The following is a 17,431-nucleotide window of genomic DNA, read 5'->3' on the forward strand; positions in this document are numbered from 1 at the left end:
GTCGCTGGCGCCTCTGGACCTGTGTTGCCAGCCCTTGATGTGGAACCACCACACCTGCGGACTGGCGCCTCGGCCAGAGACGCCAGCGACACGCAGTAGATTAACGAATTACCCGGACGGGACACTAGCCCAGGCGGCTTCGGGCCCAGCCCCTGCGAATCCGGGTTTCGATCTCCAGGATCACCAGCACGACCACCCCGGCAAGACCGGCGAAGACCAGCATTTCCAGGGACAGCGGGCTGGATTCAAAGGTGTCATGGAACCATGGCAGGTAGGTAAACAGCAGTTGCAGGGCCACAATGGCCGCCACTGCCCCTAGTACCACCGGTGTTCCCAGTACACCGCGAAGGGTGATGGACGGTGTATCCAGGTAGCGCACGGCAAACAGGTAGAACACTTCCATGGCCACCAGGGTGTTGACGGCCAGAGTGCGCGCCACGCTCTGGTCACCATGCAGGTGCATGGCCCAGAACCAGGCTGCGAAGATACCCACCAGGAAGAGGAGCGATACAAAAAACACCCGCCAGACCAGGAATCCCTGCAACAGGGATTGCTCCCTGGGCCGGGGCGGCTGCTTCATGACATCCGGTTCCGGCGGTTCGAAGGCCAGGGTCATGGCCAGCACAACGGAACTGACCATGTTGACCCAGAGAATCTGCAGCGCCGAAATGGGCAGTGTCAGCCCCAGCAGCAAAGCGGTAATAAGGCTGATGGACTCGCCGCCGTTAATAGGCAACATGAACGCGATGCCCTTTTTGAGGTTGGTGTAGACGGTGCGTCCCTCGCGAACGGCAGCAGCGATGCTGGCAAAATTATCGTCCAGTAACACTACCGATGATGCCTCCCGCGCGGCTTCAGATCCCTTGACGCCCATAGCGATGCCAACGTCGGCACGCTTCAGCGCTGGTGCGTCGTTGACACCGTCGCCGGTCATGGCAACAACCCCGTGTTGCGCCTGCAGGGCCTCCACCAGTCGCAGCTTGTGTTCCGGGCTGGTGCGGGCGAACACGTCCACGTCGGTCGCCAGTTGTTGCAACTCTTCGGCGCTCAGGCCATCCAGTTCCTTCCCGGTTAACACCCGCTCGCTGTTCCGCAGCCCCAGCTTGCGGGCAATGGCACCTGCGGTCAGGGCATGGTCGCCGGTGATCATTTTCACGCGGATACCCGCATCATGGCAGTCCGAAATGGCCCGGATGGCTTCCTGGCGGGGTGGGTCCAGCAACCCCACCAGACCCAACAGTTCCACGCCTGCATCCAGGTCTTCCACCGCCAGGTCCGTGGTGCCACGGGGTACTGATTTGCGGGCCAGGGCAAGTACCCTCAGGCCCTCCGATGCCAGGTCAGCAATCACCTGATCCCACCGGTCTCGGTCCAGTACGGCGGTAGTGCCATCCGCCGCACACTCTGCTTTGCACATGTCCAGGATGCGCTCAGGGGCGCCCTTGAGGTACACCACACTATGGCCATGGTGATCATGGTTCAGTGTGGCCATAAATCGGGTCTGGGTGTCGAAGGGGATCTCATCCTCGCGGGGCCAGGCGCTGGCACTGGCTTCGATATCGAACGCCGCCTTGTGGGCAAACACCTTCAGGGCGGCTTCCATCGGGTCTCCCTGGATGTGTGGTGAGCCTTCGCGAAAATCAAGATGGGCGTCGTTGCATAGGGCGGCGGCGCGGGCCAGATCCTCCAGCGCCCCGGTAACCTCGGCCGGCTGGTTATCCTGGCGCACCATGCCCTCCAGCTCATAGCCCTCGCCGGTCACACCCAGCCGTCGATGGCCCTGCACGGCGGTGGTCACCATCATTTCATTACGGGTGAGGGTGCCGGTCTTGTCGGAGCAGATAACGGAGACCGCCCCCAGAGACTCGATAACGGGCATCCGCCGGACAACGGCCTGGCGCCGTGCCATCTGGCGCACGCCGATGGCCAGTGTAATGGTCAGTATCGCGGGCAGCCCTTCGGGAATCGCCGCCACCGTCAGGCCAACCACGGCCATGAACAGGTCCCGGAAGGGCAGGCCGCTGAACACCAGGCCACCAGCGAAGATGGCCGCTCCGGCAACGATCACGATGATTGAAAGCACCCGGGCGAAACGGTCCATCTGTTCCAGCAGCGGCGTTTTCAGGGCGGTGGTCCGGGCCAGCAGGCCGGAGATACGGCCGATCTCTGTCGCCGCTCCGGTGTGAACCACCAGGCCACGACCGGTTCCCGTGGATACCATGGTGCCGGAAAACGCCATGCCTTTCCGGTCACCCAATGCAGCGTCTTTTTCAACCGGTTCCGGGGATTTCTCCACCGCCTCGGATTCACCCGTCAGAATGGCTTCTTCGATCTTCAGGTTGTGGCACTTCTCCAGGCGGATATCCGCCGGTACACGGTCTCCGGGTTCCAGCAGGATGGTATCCCCGGGCACCAGGTCAGCGGCATCAATCTGATACTGGCCATCCTCACGGACCACGCGGGCCTTGGGTGCCAGCATGTGCCGGATGGCAGACAACGACTGTTCGGCCTTGCCCTCCTGTATAAAGCCCACCAGTGTCTGGATGACCACCACTGCGAGGATCACGCCGGCGTCCACCCAATGGCCCAGCGCACCGGTGATGGCGGCGGCGGCCAGGAGAACATAAATCAGGAAATTGCGGAGCTGGCGACCGAGCCTTGCCAGAGCACCGCTGGATCGCTCTTCCGGCAGGCGATTGGGGCCATGGGCGGCGAGCCGCGAGGCCGCTTCCTCTGCGCTCAGGGGAGCCGTTGCTTCCAGCTGTGCCCTGGCGTGGCAGGTGTCCAGGGTATACCAATGCTGTTCCATGGATTCCGCGGGCAATGGTTTAGCTGACAATGCAGGTGCCTGCACGCCGTTCAAGGATTGCCACCGCATCCTCCAGTCGGCCAATGCCACTGATACCGCCGCTTTCGGCAAAATCCGCAGCAGCGGCGAGCTTGGGCCCCATGGAGCCTGCCGGCAGGTTCAGGGTGTCCGCTTCGGCAATGGTCAGTTGGCGAATGGGGGCGGCGGCGTCCGTGCCGAAATCACGGTAGATGGCCTCCACGTCGGTGAGCAGCAACAGGGCGTCTGCTCCCAGCTGTCGGGCCAGCAGCGCGCTGGCCGCATCCTTGTCGATTACGGCTTCAACGCCGATGGTGCTGCCGTCGTCCCGGCGAAGAACGGGTATGCCGCCGCCTCCGGCGCAGATCACCACCACGCCCTGATCCAGCAGCAGCTGGAGCACCCGCATGTCCGGAATTTTCAGGGGCCTGGGTGAGGGCACTACCCGCCGCCACTTGTCGCCATCCGGGGCTATATGCCAGCCGGCGGCTTCGGCCATGGCCTCGGCCTCTTCCCTGTCGTAAACCGGCCCGACAAACTTTGTGGGATTTTTGAAAGCAGGATCGTCCTTGTCCACCAGCACCTGGGTTAGCAGGGTTGCCACAGGGCGGTCATGGCCCAGGGCGTTTTCCAGTTCCTGTTCGATGATATAGCCGATCATGCCTTCCGTTTCGGCACCCAGTACGTCCAGCGGATAGGTTTCGTCCGGCTTGTAGGCGGCGCCCTGCAGCGCCAACAGACCTACCTGTGGGCCGTTGCCGTGGGTGATCACCAGTTGATGGCCGGCACGAACGATGCCTGCCAGTGATTCCGCGGCAATCTTGACGTTGGCGCGTTGGGCCCCGGCGGTCAGCGGTTCACCGCGCCGCAACAGGGCATTGCCTCCGAGGGCTGCGACCACAAGCATATTGAACTCCCTGTGTCAGGTTCCCAGAGTGGCAACGAGCACCGCCTTGATGGTGTGCATCCGGTTTTCCGCCTGATCAAACACAATGGAGGCGGGGCTTTCAAAGACCTCTTCGGTGACTTCCATGGCATCAATACCGAACTCTGTCTGAATCTCCCTGCCCACGGTGGTTTCGGTATTGTGGAAGGCTGGCAGGCAATGCATGAACCTAGCCCGGGGGTTGCCGGTTTTCTCCATCAGGGCGGCATTGACCTGATAGGGCTGCAATAGCTTGATCCGCTCCGCCCACTTCTCCTTGGGTTCGCCCATGGATACCCAAACATCAGTGTAGACAAAATCCACACCCGCCACGGCGGTATCGATGTCCTCCGTGATCATGATCCGTGCGCCGGTGTCATTGGCGATGGCCCGGGCTTCCTTCTGTATGGCCTCGCTTGGCCAACAGGCCTTGGGGGCGCACAGGCGCACGTCCATGCCCATCTTGGCGCCGCCGATCAGCAGGCTGTCACCCATGTTATTGGCGGCGTCCCCGATGAACACAAATGCCACGTCCCGCAGGGGTTTTTCCACGTTTTCCTGCATGGTCAGGAAGTCCGCCAGTATCTGGGTAGGGTGAAATTCATTGGTCAGCCCGTTGTAAATGGGCACGCCGGCGTACTGCGCAAGTTCCTCGACGACCGCCTGGCCAAATCCCCGGTATTCGATGGCATCGTAAACACGGCCCAGAACCCGGGCGGTGTCCTTTACCGATTCCTTGTGACCGATGTGTGTGCCCGTCGGGCCCAGATAGGTGACCCGGGCTCCCTGGTCAAACGCAGCCACTTCAAAACCTACCCGGGTTCGGGTGGAGTTCTTTTCGAAGATCAGTGCGATGTCCTTGCCCTGCAATTGTGGTACTTCGGTGCCGGCGTACTTGGCGGTTTTCAGGTCGGCGGACAGCTTGAGTAGAAAGCTGATCTCCCGGGGAGTGAAATCCCTCAGGGTCAGGAAATGCCGGTTCTTGAGATTGAAAGCCATGGTTCTGCTCCTTCCTTGTTAAACGGCGTCTCGTATGGTCGGGCAACTCATACAGCGTCCACCGCCCCGACCACGGCCCAGTTCTGCGCCGGGAATGGCAAGTACTTCGATGCCGGCGGCTTCCAGGGCGGCGTTGGTGTCGTCATTGCGGTCGTAACCAATAACCACGCCCGGGCTCAGGGCCAGTACGTTATTGCCATCGTTCCACTGCTCCCGTTCCCGCTCGGCGGGGGTGTCGCCGCCGGTGGCAACCACCTCCAGTGAGGGGTAACCCAGTACCTCCGCAACCACATCAAACAGCGGCCGGGGGTCCTGGTGGAATGAGAGGTGCTTGCCGTCACTGCCGGGGCGAAGGTCGTAGCACACCATCTGGTCGGCTACCTCCTTGAAGGTGGTCACCACATTGCCACCACAGAAGGTAAACACGGTATCCAGGTGCATGGCGGAACGGGTCTTGGGGATCTGGCAGGCAATCACCCGGTTGGCGACACCGTCGGCAAAGAGGGTTTTGGCCAGTTGGCCGATCGCCTGTGGTGATGATCGTTCCCCCATTCCAACAAGCACGGCCCCATTACCTACCGGCATAATGTCACCCCCTTCCAGGGTTGCCAGGGCATGGTCTTTGAGGGGGTCACCCCAATGCACATTGACCTTGCCGGCGAACGCCGGGTGGAACTGGTAGATTGCGCTCGTTAGCAGTGTTTCCGGTTTGCGTGCGGCCCAGTACATGGGGTTCAGGGTGACACCACCATAGATCCAGGCGCTGTTGTCCCGGGTGAACAGGAAATTCGGCAGCGGCGGCAGCACGAATCCGTGGGGTCCCAGGTGGTTTCCAAACAGGCCGTACGGGTCGAACGGCAGGTCGCCCACTTCCAGGCCGCCGATCAGGAACTGGGCGAGGGGCTCGCTTGGAAGCTCGTCCATCCAGGCGCGAAGGTCGGAGACCATGCCCACGCCGATATGGTTCCAGGTAATGCGGTTGTCCAGAATCCAGGCCCGTGCCTCGGGGATGTCCAGGGTGTCGGCCAGCAGTTCGTTGACATCCAGCACCTCCACACCCCGGGCACGCATAAGCTCGGCGAATACGTCGTGGTCTTTCTGGGCCTGCTTGACCCAGAACACATCGTCAAACAGTAGTGCATCGCAATTGGTCGGGGTCAGCCTCCGGTGGGCCAGCCCGGGGCGGCAGACAATCACCTGCCTCAGGGTGCCGGTTTCGGAGTGAACACCAAGTGTGTACTCAGCCATGTTGCATACTCCTTTGCCTTGGGTTTCAAAAGGGTTACAGAAACGCGCCGATACTGATCACCACCGTGATGAACACTGTCAGGATCAGCAACAGCGGCCAGATAAACACCAGCCAGCGGTCATAGGAGACTCGACCGATGGCAAGGCCGCCAACTACAACGGCGAAGGTGGGGTTGATCAGGTTCACCAGCCCGTTGGCGGACTGGTAAGCGGTGACCACCAGATCCCGCCCCACATTGGTAAAGTCCGCCAGTGGGGCAAGGATTGGCATGGACAGCACAGCCAGGCCGGATGAGGACGGCACAAAGAAACTCATGCCCACTTCAATCCAGAAGATCAGGTTAATAAATGCCAGTTCCGATAATCCACCCAGGGTGGTTTCGGCACTGTACAGGATGGAGTCGGCAATCATGCCTTGCTCCATAATCACCACAATGCCCCGGGCCAGGCCCACCACCAGGGCGACACCGAGCAGGTCACGGGCACCGTCAACAAAGCTGCCGGTCAGCTTTTTCTCGCCCAGCCGGGCTATAAGGCCAATCACGATGGCGGCCCCAAAGAAGAGCGAGCCCATCTGGGCCATCCACCAGCCCTGGGACGATACGCCCCAGATCATCACGATGAAGGTAAGGGCAAAGATGATCAGGGCAATTTTCTGGGTGCCTGTGAGGTCAAAGTTCTCCAGCTCATCATGGCCCTGGAGGAAGAGCCTGCGATGGGCATCTCTCTGCTTCGCGACCACCGAGCGGGACGGATCCGCCTTGACCCGCTGGGCATAGCGCATCACGTAGGCGGCACAAATGACGAGCCCCCCGATAAGAAGTACAAATCTCAACACAATGCCGTCAGTAAATGGAATATCGGCGGCATTCGCGGCAATAACCGTTGCAAACGGATTGATGGTGGAACCCATCACCCCGATACCGGCACCCACCAGAATGATGGCGACCGCGGTCACGACGTCGTAACCCGCCGAAATGATGACCGGAATGAGAATGGCGTAGAACGCCAGGGTTTCCTCTGCCATGCCGTAAGTCGTGCCGCCCAGCGCGAACAGGGTCATCAGTATCGGGATCATCCATATCTCACGCCCTTCAAGCCGGTGCATGGCGCTACGAATGCCCGTGTCGATCGAGCCGGTGGCGTTCATCACGCCCAGGAAGCCACCAAGGAACAGCACAAAAAGGGCCACATCAATGGCGTTGGCCACATAGCTGTCGGGGTCATAGAAGCCTGCCGTGGGCGCCAGCATTACGTCTACAAATCCCTGTGGGTTGGGCTCGACGGTCTGATAGGTACCAGGCACTGCTACTTCACGCCCGACCTCTTCATTCATGGAGCGCTCGTACTGCCCTGCGGGAATAATCCAGGTGAGTGCTGCAACCAGAATGATGAGCAGAAATAAAATGGTATACGCCGTGGGGAATCGTGTTGCCAGATCGTCTTCGGGGTTCGATGAGGAGGGCTTTTCGTCGGTCATGGAGCTTCTCCTGTCCATAGTAGCTCGCTGATGCGATCTTCACGCATCGCAAGTGTAGCTCCCCTCAAGAGCGGGGGAACTGACAAATATCAAACCGACTGAAATATCCGGGGCACCGTAGAGTCCACCGTTAACCTACCAACGTCCCCTTTGTTAACACAGAGCTTCGCGGCGATTTCGAAGTTGCGAAGCGTTGGTAACATTGTTCGCCGAAAACGCTGGTTACAGAGTGGGGCCGGTGACTGACAACAATTCGGCAGGCAAACAGGTCAGGTTGTTGGTCAGCGCAAAAGGTCTGCCTTTTTCATACCGATGGAAGCCACGGCCCCGGGCACTTCCGGATGCTTACTAATGGCTCCCAAAGATATCCTGGTGGTATCGGCCTTCCTGCATCAGGGTCTGTAGCCATTGGGAGGCTTCCTCCCGGGAGCATCCGCGCTGGTCTTCGCAGATGCGGATCAGGCAGTCCCGCACTGCCGGGGCCATGCGGCTGCCGTCGCCGCAGACGTAGATCGGGGTGCCGGCTTCCAGTTGTTGCCAGATCTGGCCCCGGGCCTGCCACAGGGCGTCCTGCACGTATCGGTGTGGGTGGCCTGCCCGGGCGGAGCAGGCGGTGAGCAGGGTGACGATGCCCTGCTGTTGCCAGTTTGCCAGTTCGTCCGCATAGAGCAGGTCATGGTCCGGGTGCCGGCAGCCGTGGAACAGCAGGCTGGTGGCCACTGTCTGGTCCTTGGCCGCCTGTTGTGCTCGCTCTTCCAGGAAGCCCCGGAAGGGGGCGATGCCGGTGCCGGCCCCTATCAGGATCATCGGCTGCTGCGGGTCGGCCGGGGGCGCAAAGGCGGGTGAGGGTGTCCGCACGTAGGCCAGTACCTGGTCCCCCTCTTCCAGTGCCCGCAGGTAGTTGGTGGCCACGCCCCGGTATTCCCCGAGACCGGACCAGGCCGGGGCCTGTACGGTGCCCACGGTCAGGATGACCTCGTCCGGATGGGCCAGGGGGCTGGATGATATGGAGTAGAACCTGGGCCGCAGGGGTGGGCACAGGGCCGCGTGGATCTCCAGCGGTAGCTGGATGGCGGGATGGCGTTCCAGCAGGTCCAGCACTGACAGCCTGGGTTCCAGTATGTCCCGGTGATACTGGTCGCTGTCGTCGGCCAGTTCCTCCAGGGTCCGGCGGGTATGGGGGCAGGGGCTGTGTTCCGCCAGTGCGCGCAGGTCGCGGCGGCTGGCGGGTTCCTGTAGCTCCAGGAAGTGGCGCAGTAGCTGGCCAACACTCAGGGTGGCACCAGCGGGCAGGTGGGCGGGGGCGCCGTTGCTGTCGATGGTGACCAGGTCCGTTGGGTGTGCTCCCAGCAGGTTGCAGGCCCGCTGGATCAGGGGGTCGTGGTTGGCCGGGTAGATCGCCAGGTGGTCGCCGGTCCGGTAGTGCGTGCCCTCGGGCAGGGCCAGGGTGATCTCCCGGGTGGAGGCATGGGAGCGGCTACCGGTGAAATCCGGAAGATCACTGGCGTCCGTGACCAGTTCCCGGTTACGTCGCACCGTCAGGGGGCGGGCACTGGCCGGCAGGACCTGTGTGCGTGTGGCCTGGTGATCCACCATCCGCAGGGGCGGTTTGATGGCGGGGCTGTTGCCACTGGTCTCTCCCAGGGTCTGCCAGAAGTCGCTGAGCCAGTCTTCCACCGCGCCTTCGAAATCGCCATTGCCATCGGCGGCGCCCCGCTCCAGCAGACGCTCCGCGCCGGTGTCCGCCAGGGCTTCGTCCATGCGTTGGGGGAAGGCCTGGTAGTTCACCCATTGGGAGTTGCCGCAGCCAAGCACGGCAAAGCGCAGGCCGGGGCGCTCGATGTTATCAAGACCCTGTTCGTCCAGCAGGGCTTCGAACGCCCTGGCGCTGTCTGGCGCGTAGCCGTTGTAGGTGGCGGTCACCACCACCAGGATGCCGGTGTCCGGCAGGTCGTTGGCCAGGTCATCCAGGGGAACGCAGCGGGTGTCGAAGTCCAGGCTGGAGGCGCGGCTGGCCAGTTCCTCGGCAATATCCCGGGCCGTGCCCAGGCTGGTGCCCCAGGCTACGGTGAAAACTTTCCCCTGGCCCTGGACGCCGCTGGTTTCGGGCTCTGTCCGTTTATCGCTACTGTCGGCGACCGGAGTGGTGGCCAACCGCTCATAGGGTTTGCGTCGACGCACCCGCAGGTAGAAGTTATCCGGCTTGAGGGTCAGGGTTTCCTTGATGTCCAGGCGGTAGTCGTGGGGATCGCTCAGGGCGAAGCGTTGCAGGATCATGGCCACCGCCAACTTGGCCTCAGTGAGGGCGAACTGGCGACCGATACAGGCCCGCTCGCCATTGCCGAATGGCTTGTAGCCGTGGGGATGGATCCTGGCCTCGTTCTCCGGCAGGAAACGGTCGATATCGAACACGTCCGGATTGCTCCACACCTTCGGATCCCGGTGCAGCGACGGCAGGTGCACGGAGATGCCCTGGTTGCGGGGGATGCGGTAGCGGCCACCGATAATTTCATCCTGGTATGGCGCCACCAGGAACGCCGGGGCAGTGGGCCATAGGCGCAGGGTTTCCTTGAGCACCCGTTCGATCACGTCCAGCTTTGCCAGGTTGCGGTAGTCCGGCACGGTGTCGCCGGGCAGCACCCGGTCCACTTCCGCGTAGGCCTGGGCCAGTACATGGGGATTGCGCAGCAGGAAGTAGAGGGTGAAGCTGAGCAGACCGCTGGTGGTCTCGTGGCCCGCCACCAGGAAGGTCAGCACCTGTTGGCGGATGTTGAGGTCGTCCAGGCGTTCGCCGGTCTCCGGGTCTTCGGCGGTCAGCATCAGGTTAAGCAGGTCGTTGCTGTCGGTGGGGTTTTCCCGGCGCTGGCGGATCACCTCGTCCACCAGGTTGTTCATGGTGTCGATGTCTGCCAGGTAGTCCGGCGGGTCCTTGCGCAGGCGTTCCAGGACGGGGATCTGGGTAAGCTTGGCCATGTTGGCCGCCAGCACCCGCACCATGGCCCCCAGGAAGGGGTGCAGTTCCCGGGACTCGAAGGAATTGAAACGGTAGTCGAACCCGGCCAGGGAGATGGTGTCCAGGGTCAGCCGGGTCATGTCGTCCGCCACCAGCAGATCTTCCCCTTCGTGAGCTGCCCAGTAGTCGCACAACTGGCCTGCCACGTCGGCCATGGCATCGAAATAGCCCTTCATGGCCCGCTGGCTGAAGGCGGGCATCAGGATGCGATGGGCCTTGCCCCAGGGCGCCTCGTCACTTTTTGCGGTGAACAGGCCATCGCCGACCACATCGCGAAGCAGTGACAGGGGCGGGCGGATGACCTTGCGGAACCGGGTTTCGTCGCACAATTCCTCCACCAGATCCGCCGAGAAGGCGAAAGGAATGCGAACTCCCGCGAAGTCCATCTCGAAGATGCCGTCAAAGTCCCGCGACACCTCCAGAAAGTACTGGGCCATGCGGGACTTGGGGATCTGCAGCAGGTTGCCCACCAGGGGCCATCGCGGCGGGTGGGGCAGTGGCTGGAGTCCGCTCGCCGGAGTGATGGTGTCGGGGGTGCCGCTGTGGTCGCTCATGATCGTTGTTATTGCCTTACAGTGCAGGGTGGATAAAACGCTACCCTACACTGTAAGGTTGGTCAATGGTCGCTTTTCAGGGCATTATTGGCGGCTTATACCCGGCACTCAGTGATCCATCACAGGACAGTCAATGGCACGACAGGCACTGGTCAGACGTCAGCCCCTCAGTCCGGAGCGCATCTACCGCACCGCACTGGGGCTGATTGAGGAAAACGGCGTGGACGACCTGAGCATGCGCAAGCTGGCCGGGGCGCTGGGGGTGGACGCCATGTCCATCTACCATCACGTGGAAAACAAGCAGGCGTTGCTGCAGGGGGTGTTCCAGACCGTGCAGGAAGAGCTGCCGCTGCCGGATCCCATGCCGGCGGACTGGAAGGAGGCGCTGCGGCAACTGGGCAAGGGCTTTCACCACCTGGCACGGCGATACCCGGGCATCTTTCCCGCCATGATCACCAGCTCCTATGGCACCGAGCGGGAGCGGGAAATCTTCCATTACATCCGGCGCGCGCTGCAGAAGGCAGGGGTTGCCGATTCGGATATGCCAGGGGCCACCAGCGCGCTGTATACTTACGGCATCGGCATGGCCAATGTGTCGGCCAATGGTTTGCGGCTGCGGCCACTCTATGGCGAGCCGGAAACCGAGAGCCATCCATCCCATGGCACGACGGACGCGGACGCAGAGTTCAGTATCGAGATGATGCTCGCGGGTATCGAATACCTGGTGAGTCGCAGGCACCCCAAGGAGGACTGACGGAAAATCATGTTACCCGTGGTCCAGATACTGGGGTTCCTGTTAATCCTGCTCAGCTTCCTGATGACCCTGCCCGTCAACCTGCTGGCCCTGGCGGAAACGCCAGACTGGCTGGCGTTCGTGAAATCCGCGTCGCTGACCTTTGGTGTCGGCCTGGCGTGTTTTCTCACGACCGGGACACGCTCGCACCATCTGAAGCAGCGGCAGATGTTCTTCCTGACGGTCTCTGCGTGGGTGGTGATCCCCCTGTTCTCCAGTCTGCCGCTGTTGCTGAGTGACATGAAACTGTCGATCACCGACGCTTTCTTTGAGAGCATTTCCGGCGTCACCACCACCGGCTCAACGGTGCTCACCGGGCTGGATACCCTGCCGGCGGACATCCTGCTGTGGCGGTCGATCATGCAGTGGATGGGGGGCATCGGCATCATTGGCATGGCCGTGGCGATACTGCCGTTCCTGAGGATCGGGGGCATGCGACTGTTTGCCACCGAGTCCTCCGAGTGGACCGAGAAGGCCGTGCCCCGCACCGGGCGGCTGGCGAAGGGGCTGGTGTTCAGCTACCTGATGCTGACCCTGGCCTGTGCGCTGGTTTACTGGGTACTGGGGATGGATTTTTTCAACGCCGTCAACCATGCCCTGACCACCGTATCCACCGGGGGCTACTCCACCTCGGACAGCTCCATGGGGCAGTACGACCAGTTGTCGATACTGTTCGCCTCATCGATTTTCATGATGCTGGGCGCGGTGCCCTTCTTCCTCTTCGTGCGGTTGCTGAACGGACACGCCCAGCCGTTATTCCGGGACCAGCAGGTTCGTTTCTTCCTCAAGGTGCTGGTGGGCGTGGCACTGGTGATCACCCTGTACCGGGTCTACAACGAGAACGCCTTTCCCGTGGACGCCTTTGTGCATGCCCTGTTCAACGTCACCTCGGTGGTCACCACCACCGGGTATGCGTCCCAGGACTATTCCCTTTGGGGGCCCTTCGTGGTGGTGATCTTCTTCTTCCTGACCTTCGTCGGGGGCTGTTCCGGGTCCACCAGCGGGGGCATGAAGATGTTCCGCTTCCAGTTGTCCATGTTGCTGCTGCGGGAGCAGGTCATACGACTGTTGCACCCCAACGCGGTGATTGCCCGGCACTACAACGGACGTTTGATCAGCAATGAGATCGTGTCGTCCAGCGTCGCCTTTTCGTTCATCTTCCTGGCGACCCTGGCGGTGGTGGCGGCGATACTGGCCCTGCTGGGCCTGGATCTGGTGACCAGCCTGACCGGCGCGGCCACGGCACTGGCGAATGTGGGGCCCGGGCTGGGCACGGTCATCGGCCCGTCGGGGAATTTCCAGACCCTGCCGGATGCCGCCAAGTGGGTGCTGATGGCCGCCATGCTGCTGGGGCGTCTGGAACTGCTGTCGGTGTTCGTGATGTTCTCGCCCCACTTCTGGCGGGGATAGGCGGGTCGATTGGAACGGGGCCACCGCCGCCCTGGAGCGACGATGGCCACTGGCAGGATCAGCCCTTGTTGTGGGCTTCCATCAGATTGGTGATTTCCTGCTGGCCCTGGGCACCGCCCATGCCGGGCACCTGGTCGCCGGTGCGGTCGGAAATCTCGGCAAAACGGGCGGCGATCTGGTCTGCCGCATCCTCGCCATCGCCGATGTAGACACCCTTGGTCAGGGTGATGTGAGCGGTTTCAAAGGAACCGGCGCCGGCAGCCAGGATGGTGCGGGTCGGCGCATCCTCGGAGCACAGGAAGACTACCCCCGGGGACACGGTTTCCGGCTTCAGCTTGTCCAGCACTTCCTGGGGCATCAGGCCTTCGGTCATCTGGGTGGCGGCGGTGGGTGCCAGGGAGTTTACGCGGATATTGTACTTCTGGCCTTCCAGGGCCAGCGTCTGCATGAAGCCCACCAGCGCCAGCTTGGCGGCACCGTAGTTGGACTGGCCAAAGTTACCGAACAGGCCGGAGGACGAGGTGGTCATCACGATGCGACCATACTGCTGGTTGCGCATGATTTCCCACACTGCCTTGGTGCAATTGACGGACCCCATCAGGTGCACGTCCAGTACGGTGGAGAAGTCGTCCAGTTCCATCTTGGCAAAGGTCTTGTCCCGCAGGATACCTGCGTTGTTCACCAGAATGTCGATCCGGCCCCACTGGTCCATTACCTTGCTGACCATGCTTTCCACCGCCGCAAAGTCCGACACGGAACAGGCGTGGCTGATGGCCTCGCCGCCAGCGCCACGGATTTCCTCGGCCACGGCTTCCGCGGGCTCGGCGCCCAGGTCATTGACGACAACTTTGGCGCCACGGGCCGCCAGGGCAAGGGCATGACAGCGGCCCAGGCCACCGCCGGCACCGGTGACGATGGCTACCTGGTCGGTTAGTTGGATGGTCATATCGGAGTCTCCTGCAATGTTGTGTTTTTCGGGTTTCCGAGAGAAGAGAGAGTATACAGAGGAAGTTTGTCTGCTGCCCTATCCGGTGATCACAGCCGCATGGGAACAAACTGGTGCCGTTCCACAGCTCGACGCCATATTGCCTGGAAAGGGGGAGTTGGCAGGGCGACGGCAAGCGCTCTATCTGAGATCAGGATGATGCCCGGCAGGTGCCTGCGACAATCATTAAGTGGTTTCGGCGAGCAAGGCGACCTGTCGGCGAATGCCCTCAAGGATGCTATGGCTGATCGCCGAGGGAAAGCCAACCGATAACCGGCTTTCAACGGCCTGAATAGCCGGTTCCGACTGCTCGATGACCTCCTGGATCAGCGAGGTCGCCCGTGCCCGGGAAAAGCCCACCTGTTGGGCCGTGCTCAGGAAATGCCGCGGCTGGATACGAGCCCAATGGTAATGGCGGCTTTTTCCTTTGAGGGACATGGCCATTTTGGCCCTGTTGGCCGGCAGACTGCCTTGGGCCATTAACGGATAGGCGGAGATTACGTCGTAGAGGGGCGTCATGCGATAGGCTGAACCGGGTTCGATAAACAGGCTGAAGTTCTTGGCGTGGCCATCGATAGCCGCCAGTAGCCAGAACAGGATCTGGGTCTTGAAAAAATGCGCCCGGTCATCGCCGGCTTGCTGGGAGCCCAACAGGAGTTCCATGCCGTCACGAATCCCCGGGCCGCCTTCGCTTTCATACTTGAGCGCTGGTGCAATGCCAAGGGCCTGACAAAAGTCCTCCTGCGGCAAACGTACCAACCATGAACCGTCGGCAGACCACCGTCGGTCAAAGCGATCCACGATCAGGACGGTCTGCCGGCCAAACTGTGCCAGGTTGGCCCTGGCTGTCGGTAAACCGAAGGCGGCGAGTAACTGGAGGCATAGCCACTCGTTCTCACTGCTTTCCCGCAGGTCGATATTACTGTGTTCCAGGTAGCCGATGGGCAACTTGAAGATATGGCTGGTTGGCGTACTGCCGGTAGGGCGGTGCCACTGCTCGTTGTGCCACAGCAGCGCTGTTTTTTCCTGGGCACCGGCCAGGGAGATGCGGAAATCGTGGTCCCTCTCCATTCCCAGAGGTGCGGCCTGATAGCTCCCCAGTAGATACTCAATCTCCAGGTCATTCACCGGCTCGGCTGATACAGTTCTCACGTCAGGCACTGCCTGGTTTTCGGGATAGAGCTGGATCGCGCCAATGCAGTCACGACCAACGCTGGCCAGCAGGTCGAAAGGATGGCTAGTGGGCGTCTGGAACCGAGCCTGCATACGGGCCCGAATGGCTTCGGAATCCGGCAACAGATTGTCGAAAAAGTTGTATACCCGCTCGCCCTTATACGGTTTGGAAGATAACGGCAATGACAGGGAAATAGCCCGGGCGCCGGGCTGCTCCACCCAATCCGGATGATATTGAAAGGTCATGGCGCCAGACCTTTCCAGCGTCAGGCGGCCAACCTCCATGCCGTTCATGGCAACGGTGAGACTCGACATTCGCTACCACTCCTGTTCCCAGCCGGTGCCCTGGGGCGATTTGTTACGCTCGGTAATACTCAATTCGAGGTTGAGGGCAGACAGCAATCGGAACAGGGTCTCTACCCTGCTCTTCTCCGGATGATTCTCGAAACTGGATACGGTGTTCTGTTTGATGCCAACCAGCTCGGCCACGGATTGCTGACTGAGTTGATGGTCTATTCTGGCATTCTTCAGGACCTGGGCCAGCAGGTCCGGCGATGTAATCTTCATGTTTACCCCCTATAGCGGATAAAGATAAGGTTATCCCCTGCAGGGGGTAAAGTAAAGTTTATCCTCTGTGGAGGGTAAGTTCGATTCTATCCCCTGTAGGGGGGGAAACATAGGGCCGACCTGGACTGCTCACTCCCACAACCGCTCCGCCAATCCGGACGCCCGCACTACCTGTTGTGCCACACCCTCCTTCAGAACTGTCTCATCCCCGGCAATCAGGCTGAACCAGCGGCGGTCCGGGTGATGCCGGTGTAGACAGCCTCTCTTCGTCCTGAGTCTCTGTTAGGAAATGAGTACGTTGACCGGTGAGAAGGAAATTGGGTAGTCTTTCGGTCGATGCCACTGGACGAGCATCAAGTTTTCAACTACACAAGGATGCGACATGTCTGCTTCACTACCTCTCTACGCACAACCTTTTGTCTCTCCCTTTCAGAACCCCTATTTTCAGAGCCAGTTAAAAAGGCGATTGGAAACCCACGTAGATCTGAACAAGCTTTTCAAGGCGATTGACTCGGATTTCGAGTTGAGCGGGGCGGGTGTTGTCTATATCGATGCCAGAGGGACAATGGTAACTCTCAGGGAATTTGAACCCATTTGTCAGGTTAAACCGGTAAAAGTTGTCCTTGTTGAGCCCATTAGTGCCAGGCCAACAGCGGAAGTGATAGGTGACATTAAAGCAGGCAAAAGAGAGTCAAAGCTGGCCAAGGAACTCTTGAACGCGGGACTTTCTTGTGGTGCGGCCATCCTTGGTTGGGCGGCAGTCATCGTTTCAACCGGGGCAGTCCCGGTTACTGGGGGTACCAGCACGGCCGTGACCGTAATCAGCTACTCGGCGGCGGCTGCTGGAACGGCGCAGTGCGGGAATGGCATAGCGCGATCATGGGCCGAACACGCAAACCCGGAGGCCCTTGATGAGTTTGACAACCAAGAATGGTACCAATATACACAAACCGCTCTTGATGTGGTTTCGGTTGGCGGGGCGGTGACTAGCGGGGCGATTACTGTAAAGCTGGTGATGAGGCTACGGTCACAACAGCATTCGTTGAGAGATATCCTCTATAAGAGACTTAACCGTAACCAGCGGAAGCGCCTCACGGAAGAGCTCATTGAGATGAATCAACCTGGTATTTCGGCAAAAATGAGGAAACATGCGCAAAGGTATGGTTTGCTGCCCAAGCGGTACAGCAGTACGGATATTTCTAGGGCCGCCTTGGTAAAAATTAAAGAGTCATTGTCAGGCATGCTGTCGCTAACGGGGAGCGCTACTTCGGGTGTTTTGTCACAAGTGATGATTGGAATATACAGGGAATACGATTGATGAGCTCTGATCGACCGGGGTTATTCCGGACGCTTCTGCCGCCGGGGAGCGTCAGGTTTATTCTATCTATTGTTTGCTCCGTTATTTCACTTGTATCAGCATTTGCGTTGGCAATTCTGGTTTTTGGACAGCAAATCAA

Annotated in this window: 12 protein-coding genes; 3 read left to right on the forward strand and 9 right to left on the reverse strand. The window is 60.7% G+C overall.

The window, feature by feature from the left end; all coding sequences use genetic code 11:
- Window positions 1-124: 124 nt before the first annotated feature.
- The 6 genes from ACJO2E_RS17445 to ACJO2E_RS17470 all read right to left on the reverse strand — a co-directional run bounded on the left by ACJO2E_RS17445 (window position 125) and on the right by ACJO2E_RS17470 (window position 11,046).
- Window positions 125-2,809 carry a cation-translocating P-type ATPase gene (locus ACJO2E_RS17445; RefSeq protein ID WP_406965542.1) on the reverse strand — a complete coding sequence of 895 codons (2,685 nt, stop codon included), beginning with the start codon at window positions 2,807-2,809 and terminating at the stop codon, window positions 125-127.
- 19 nt (window positions 2,810-2,828) lie between these two features.
- Window positions 2,829-3,734: a carbamate kinase gene (gene arcC, locus ACJO2E_RS17450; RefSeq protein WP_406965543.1), complete on the reverse strand. Its 906-nt coding sequence runs from the start codon at window positions 3,732-3,734 to the stop codon at window positions 2,829-2,831.
- Window positions 3,735-3,749: 15 nt separating this feature from the next.
- Window positions 3,750-4,751, reverse strand: a complete 1,002-nt coding sequence (locus ACJO2E_RS17455; protein WP_406965545.1) for an ornithine carbamoyltransferase — start codon at window positions 4,749-4,751, stop codon at window positions 3,750-3,752.
- Between the two features lie 18 nt (window positions 4,752-4,769).
- Complete coding sequence (locus ACJO2E_RS17460; RefSeq protein ID WP_406965547.1) at window positions 4,770-5,999, reverse strand: arginine deiminase; 1,230 nt, start codon at window positions 5,997-5,999, stop codon at window positions 4,770-4,772.
- A gap of 34 nt (window positions 6,000-6,033) precedes the next feature.
- Window positions 6,034-7,479 (reverse strand): YfcC family protein, encoded by a 1,446-nt coding sequence (locus ACJO2E_RS17465; protein ID WP_406965548.1) that lies wholly within the window; start codon window positions 7,477-7,479, stop codon window positions 6,034-6,036.
- A 348-nt stretch (window positions 7,480-7,827) separates the two neighbouring features.
- Window positions 7,828-11,046, reverse strand: a complete 3,219-nt coding sequence (locus ACJO2E_RS17470; protein ID WP_406965549.1) for a bifunctional cytochrome P450/NADPH--P450 reductase — start codon at window positions 11,044-11,046, stop codon at window positions 7,828-7,830.
- A 133-nt stretch (window positions 11,047-11,179) separates the two neighbouring features.
- Between ACJO2E_RS17470 and ACJO2E_RS17475 the strand changes: the two genes are divergently transcribed.
- Window positions 11,180-11,800 (forward strand): TetR/AcrR family transcriptional regulator, encoded by a 621-nt coding sequence (locus tag ACJO2E_RS17475; RefSeq protein WP_406965550.1) that lies wholly within the window; start codon window positions 11,180-11,182, stop codon window positions 11,798-11,800.
- 9 nt (window positions 11,801-11,809) lie between these two features.
- Complete coding sequence (locus ACJO2E_RS17480; RefSeq protein ID WP_406965552.1) at window positions 11,810-13,249, forward strand: TrkH family potassium uptake protein; 1,440 nt, start codon at window positions 11,810-11,812, stop codon at window positions 13,247-13,249.
- Between the two features lie 58 nt (window positions 13,250-13,307).
- Here the strand turns inward: ACJO2E_RS17480 and ACJO2E_RS17485 are convergent, their stop codons facing one another.
- The 3 genes from ACJO2E_RS17485 to ACJO2E_RS17495 form a co-directional block, all read right to left on the reverse strand.
- Window positions 13,308-14,195 (reverse strand): SDR family NAD(P)-dependent oxidoreductase, encoded by an 888-nt coding sequence (locus ACJO2E_RS17485; protein ID WP_406965553.1) that lies wholly within the window; start codon window positions 14,193-14,195, stop codon window positions 13,308-13,310.
- Between the two features lie 225 nt (window positions 14,196-14,420).
- On the reverse strand, window positions 14,421-15,722 hold the full coding sequence (locus ACJO2E_RS17490) for a type II toxin-antitoxin system HipA family toxin (protein WP_406965555.1): 1,302 nt from the start codon (window positions 15,720-15,722) through the stop codon (window positions 14,421-14,423).
- Between the two features lie 3 nt (window positions 15,723-15,725).
- Window positions 15,726-15,974: a helix-turn-helix domain-containing protein gene (locus tag ACJO2E_RS17495; protein WP_406965556.1), complete on the reverse strand. Its 249-nt coding sequence runs from the start codon at window positions 15,972-15,974 to the stop codon at window positions 15,726-15,728.
- Between the two features lie 382 nt (window positions 15,975-16,356).
- Between ACJO2E_RS17495 and ssp4 the strand changes: the two genes are divergently transcribed.
- The gene (gene ssp4, locus ACJO2E_RS17500) at window positions 16,357-17,292 is read left to right on the forward strand and encodes an Ssp4 family T6SS effector (RefSeq protein WP_406965558.1); all 936 of its coding nucleotides are present in this window, start codon (window positions 16,357-16,359) and stop codon (window positions 17,290-17,292) included.
- The last annotated feature ends 139 nt before the right edge of the window (window positions 17,293-17,431 follow it).

Origin of the sequence: Marinobacter shunpengi, assembly GCF_045449695.1 — a bacterium.
GTDB lineage: Bacteria > Pseudomonadota > Gammaproteobacteria > Pseudomonadales > Oleiphilaceae > Marinobacter.